General features: G+C 50.7%; 1 protein-coding gene. It reads right to left on the bottom strand.

Features of this window, described 5'->3' with window-relative positions:
* The coding region (locus R7040_RS26555) for an efflux RND transporter permease subunit (RefSeq protein ID WP_318097594.1) at positions 1–708 on the bottom strand (708 nt) is incomplete at both ends.

Raw genomic sequence — 708 nt, 5'->3', positions numbered from 1 at the left:
CCAAACCAGCCACGATTACTATACCGATACTAACGCGCTGTGCTGCGCCTGAACCCGTTGCGTACATGGGTGGGATAAGACCCGCAATCATTGCCGCAGTAGTCATAAGAATTGGACGCAGACGAACTTTCGCTGCTTCCATTACCGCATCGATTCGAGACAGTTTGTTGTGCAGCTGCTCTTCCTTTGCTACTTCACAGATCAAGATACCGTGTTTGGTGATAAGACCGACCAACGTGATCAGACCGACCTGCGAGTAGATGTTCATCGAGGCTGTGCCCCAAGCCAAGGCGATCAACGCACCACACACCGCTAGCGGTACCGATACCATGATAACGATAGGGTCACGAAGTGATTCGAATTGAATCGCAAGAACCAAGAAGATGATGGCTAACGCAAGACCAAATGTTGCGTATAGCGCGCTACCTTCCGTCACGAACTGACGTGCTTCACCCATGTAGTCGTGGTTGTAACCGGCAGGCAGTTTGTTCTGCGCTACGTCCTCGAACCAGTTAATTGCATCACCCATTGCGACGCCAGGCGATGGTACAGCACCAACGGTTGCTGAGTTCAGCTGGTTGAAGTGAGGCAGTGAGCGAGGCTCGGCGACAACATCAATAGTGATCAGGCTACCAAGTGGTACTGCTTTTCCATCCACAGAACGAACGTAGTAGTTCTTCATTGATTCTGGATTTAAACGCCATTTAC

This window comes from Vibrio sp. 1069, assembly GCF_033340555.1.
This window is presented reverse-complemented; position numbering and strand designations above follow the sequence as displayed.